3 protein-coding genes and 2 pseudogenes are annotated in these 4,619 nt (G+C 37.4%); 3 read left to right on the forward strand and 2 right to left on the reverse strand.

From position 1 onward, the window contains the following. A pseudogene (locus tag HT678_RS11100) lies at positions 1 to 308 on the reverse strand (IS630 family transposase); the annotation flags it as partial. 38 nt (positions 309 to 346) lie between these two features. On the opposite strand from HT678_RS11100, the pseudogene HT678_RS11105 reads away from it, so the two are divergent. The 3 genes and pseudogenes from HT678_RS11105 to HT678_RS11115 form a co-directional block, all read left to right on the forward strand. Then, positions 347 to 760 (forward strand): annotated as a pseudogene (locus tag HT678_RS11105) (IS3 family transposase); the annotation flags it as partial. A 661-nt stretch (positions 761 to 1,421) separates the two neighbouring features. Further along, a complete protein-coding gene (locus HT678_RS11110) occupies positions 1,422 to 2,228 on the forward strand; it encodes a hypothetical protein (protein WP_000834988.1) in 807 nt (268 codons plus the stop codon). A 21-nt stretch (positions 2,229 to 2,249) separates the two neighbouring features. Further along, a complete protein-coding gene (locus HT678_RS11115; RefSeq protein ID WP_000134328.1) occupies positions 2,250 to 3,497 on the forward strand; it encodes a toxic anion resistance protein in 1,248 nt (415 codons plus the stop codon). A gap of 115 nt (positions 3,498 to 3,612) precedes the next feature. On the opposite strand, the gene HT678_RS11120 is transcribed toward HT678_RS11115, so the two are convergent. Continuing rightward, a partial coding sequence (locus tag HT678_RS11120) for an FRG domain-containing protein (protein ID WP_172925051.1) occupies positions 3,613 to 4,619 on the reverse strand: 1,007 nt, incomplete at its 5' end.

Here is a 4,619-nt window from a genome sequence, read left to right on the forward strand (position 1 = left end):
TTTGAAGTGACCTTCATCTGCTTTAAAGCTGCCCATACTGAAGGGACAGCACAATCAAAATGTGCCGCAATTTCCCGTAAAAAAGCATCTGGATAAGCCTCTACAAAGGATTTCAATTCCTCTAAAGGAATCTTTCGGTTTTTGACGACTCGCTTTTTCCTCTCTAAGTGTCCTTGTTCACGTAAGTTCTTTTCCCACGTGAAGAGAGTTCTGACGCCAACATCAAAAACCTTGGCTGCCTCGACATGGCTGTGCCCCTCTTTGATGTAATCTAATGCTCGCTGTTTAAAATCTGTACTATATGCCATAGCTTTATTATAACATGCTTGTTTGAAACTAAGCAACTATATCACCAGTTTTAGATGGCTTTAACAGTGAAATTATCTCCTATTTGCCGAACTTAGTACAAATGAAAGCTATGCTAGAACAAGCCTTTACAGAGAACCATTACGAAAATACAATTCTCCATAGTGACCAAGGATGGCAATACCAACACGATTTCTATCGTCATTTTTTAAAGAATAAGGGAATCTAACCATCTATGTCACGTAAGGGTAACAGCCCAGACAATGGTATGATGGAGTCCTTCTTTGGGATTCTGAAATCGGAAATGTTTTACGGTTATGAGAAGTCGTTTCAATCGCTTAATCAATTGGAACAAGCTATTGTAGACTATATTAATTACTGCAACAATAAACGAATTAAGGTAAAACTAAAAGGACTTAGCCCTGTGCAATACAGAACTAAATCCTTTGCTTAAATTAATTGTCTAACTTTTTGGGGTCAGTACATCAGTACATACACATAAAGGCGTTTTTGTTTGGGAATTACGTGATCTTGATGATATAATATAGTGAAATAAAATAAAAATAGGACAAATCAATCAGGACAATCAAATCAATTTCTAGTAATATTTTAGAAATCCAGATGTACTATTCTAGTTTCAATCTACTATATTTTGGCCCCCTCAATTTAAGGAAGGGAGGTGTTACATATGCTAGAAACTTTACTCACAGTGTTTCTAGCTCTGTTACTTATTAACGTGTTATCTGAGCTTTTCAAGTTATGGCTTAAGAAACGTAAGAAGTAATGGTTAACCCTTTAAGAGGGTAGCAAAAAAAACCATCGGTGGCACGGTGGGGCTTTTTAGTTACATATGCTGTAACTTTACTCACATTGTAAGTTCATTCTAACACAACCCCTCCGATATTTCAAGCTTTTGTTTTGATATGTCCTCAGAGGTCATTTCGCAATCTTATAACACTGAAGCCTGTGGTTTGAGTCCGCTTTACTGAAATTAGCCCACGCTCTACTAGCCTCCATTCTACAGCAAAGAAATCAACTCTTTTCTAGGGGATTTCCGCCCTCATTTTGCTCTTTTGTGCTAAAATAGATTTATAAATTGAAAATAAGGAATGTTTATGAAATCAGGTAATGGTTTTTGCAAAGGCTGTCTCTATTTTTGGGGCTTCTTGTTCTTACTGGGCCTTTTGGTTCAATATGCTCTCCCACTTGCGGCTTGTGTCCTGCTAGGCTATGGTGGTTATCGTCTCTATAAACGTTGGCGCTATCCTCTTTTGCAGGATCGTTCTCTCGACGATTGGATTGAGCTTTTAAAAGCTCGTATTCGTCAGGCGGACAAGGATATTCAGCAATTGGAGGGAACTTTAGTAGAAAAAGGTTCAGATTCCTATAAGAGTCTGGCCAATCAAGTATTGATCGAACTGAGGGAAATCCATCAGGAGGCGGATTGTCTCAAGTCCTATATCGATGCTGATATCTACAACCGTATTGACAAAAAGGTTCGTACAGTAAGGGCAAACATCGATGTTCAGCTAGAACGTTTGGATAGAGAAAGTCAGGTAGAACTTGAAAATGCGGAGCCAGAGGAACTAGCTCCAGAATTGTCTCAGACCTTGGATAATATTGCCGTTGACCATCAGGCTATTTTAGACAAGATTGCCACCTCTGCCGAGGGGGATAAGGAAGAATTGACGGCCATTCATAGTTTGAAGATGGAGAAATTCAAAACGATTTTAGAAGGCTATTTAAAGATTAAGGCCAATCCTAAAAACTATAATCGAGCAGAAGAACGTTTACAGCAAGCTAAATCAGCTATCGAACAATTTGACCTTGAGCTGGACCAGGTGTTGAGAGAACTCAATGAAACAGATATGCGTGATTTTGATATTAGTTTGCGTATCCTAGAAAAAGATCGTAAAGAATAGGTTAGAAACAAAGGAGTAACCATGACAGAATTTAATTTTGATATTGACCAGATTGCCAATAATACGGTAGCTAAGGTGGATAAGACAACCCAAATCATCGAGACCAATACTGGCTCGGACAAGACCTTGACCTTCCTTGAGAAGCTGAGCCCTGAGCAACAAGAAGGGATTAAGGCGCACGTGCCCCAGTTGGTAGACCAGTTTGTCACCAATCAAAATGCTCTTTTGGATTTTGGCCAATCTGCTGTAGAAGGTGTGAACAATACGGTCAACCGTATCTTGTCAGAACAAAAGAAACTGCAGATTCCCCAAGTGGATGATCTTCTCAAGAATACCAACCGTGAGTTGCAAGGCTTTGTAGTCAAATACAAGAACGCTGAAATTGCTGAGTTAGAAGAAAAGCCAAACTTTTTGCAACGATTGTTTAACAAGAGCAAGAATACCCTACAGGAATTTTACTTTGACTCAAAAACAGTAGAGCAAAAGCTCGATGGCATGGCTGCCGCAGTGGTCAAGCAAGAAGATGTGCTAGCTCGAAATATCGTCTCTGCTGAGATGTTGATTGAGGACAATACCAAATCCATTGAAAATCTAGTGGGAGTGATTTCCTTTATCGAAGCCAGCCAGACAGAAGCTGGCAAGCGCGCTGCAGAACTGAAAGCTCAAGCTGACCAACTCGATACAAGTACGGTAGAATACCAAACCAAGTCACAAGAATTGGCCCGCATGGCTGAAGTGGTCAATACCCTTGAACAACAACATACTGAGTATGTCAGCCGTCTCTATGTTGCCTGGGCAACAACACCTCAGATGCGAAATCTTGTGAAGGTGTCATCTGATATGCGCCAAAAATTGGGAATGCTTCGTCGTAATACGATTCCGACAATGAAACTTTCCATTGCCCAACTGGGTATTTTGCAACAATCCATGAAATCAGGTGTCGTGGCAGATGCCATTGTCAATGCCAATAATGCTGCCCTTCAGATGCTAGCTGAGACCAGCAAGGAAGTGATTCCGCAGATGGAAAGAATTGCCCAAAGCCCGACAGTCGCTGTTGAGTCTGTTACCAAATTGGCTGAAAGTCTGGTCGCTCAAAACCAAGGTATCGTCGCAGCTATTGAATTGGGACGCCAGAAACGTGCCCAACTAGAAACAACCATCGTCAAGTCCGCAGAAATGATCAACGATTCTGTCAAACTACGCGATGAGAAAATCGTCCAAGCCCTTCTCGACCAAGGCAAGGCTGCTCAGAAAGAAGTACAAGAATAATACACAAGGATGCTGGGAAAAACTCAATTTCAGGAGAAAATGAAGTAAATCTTTCTACAATAAAACACATAATATCAAGGTTGTATAATTCTTGATATTATGCGTTTTTTTGATTTCAAAGACTTTTTCTCCAGACTCTTGTGATTCTATATTTACCTTTTCTATTCTTTTTGCTTTTATGATAAGGCAGGTTATTTGAATTTTTTTTTAATTCATTAAGTACCGCTCTATTAGATTTTTTATCATCTTTTAATTCGAATTCTTTAGATTTATAAATCAAATAGTCTGAAAAATCTGGAAATAAGGCATTTGTTTCATAATTGTATTCTTTTAACTTTCGTAAAAGTTCTCTTTGAATTAATTCATAGTAGTCGCCAGAAATTCTTTCCTCTTGATTATTTTTATCAGAACCTGATTTGACAGACTTTCCTTCTAAAAATTTAATTACTCCGTCTAAATTTTTAGAAGATAGATCATCTTCTGGCTTAGTATGATTAGAGCTTTGCTGATTTTTTAAAGACTTAATAGAGGCCTCTATATTAAATTTGATATTTAGAATAATTCTATCGATAGGTTTATAATTTTCTAATTCTATTTCATTTTTTTTAAAATTTATAAATTTAATAAGTTTATCAAAATTTATAAAAGCACCTTTTTGTGCCCGTATTCTCTTATTTGTAATTTTCTTATGAACTAAAGAAATTATTCCATTCTCACTATCATTGCTGGAGTCAATTTTATAGAACTCTAACTGAGGATTTTTTATTTTCCCAAAACCTAACATAAACAACATGGCTATGAATGGATTTTCGGAAATATCTAGTAGACTTGTTGGCAAACCATAATGTTGTAAGATAGCTAATTCATCAGCTCGGATATCTAACATTTCTTGATTTAAAGGGACATATTTAACTTCATCAGGAAATTCTCTAGAGATATTTAGATAAAGAGATTCAAAAGTGTTACAGTATTTATTTCCTTCACTATTTTGTAAATTTCTAAATATCCCTGGTACTGTTTCCCAATCCTCTCTTTGTCCCCTATAGTAATTATAGCCTTGTCTTTGAAACGATGTAATCATTTCTTTTATTAAGTAAAATAAACGCCAAATTTCAAGTTCAA

Origin of the sequence: Streptococcus sp. 3167 (assembly GCF_013277175.1) — a bacterium.
GTDB classification, from domain to species: domain Bacteria; phylum Bacillota; class Bacilli; order Lactobacillales; family Streptococcaceae; genus Streptococcus; species Streptococcus pseudopneumoniae.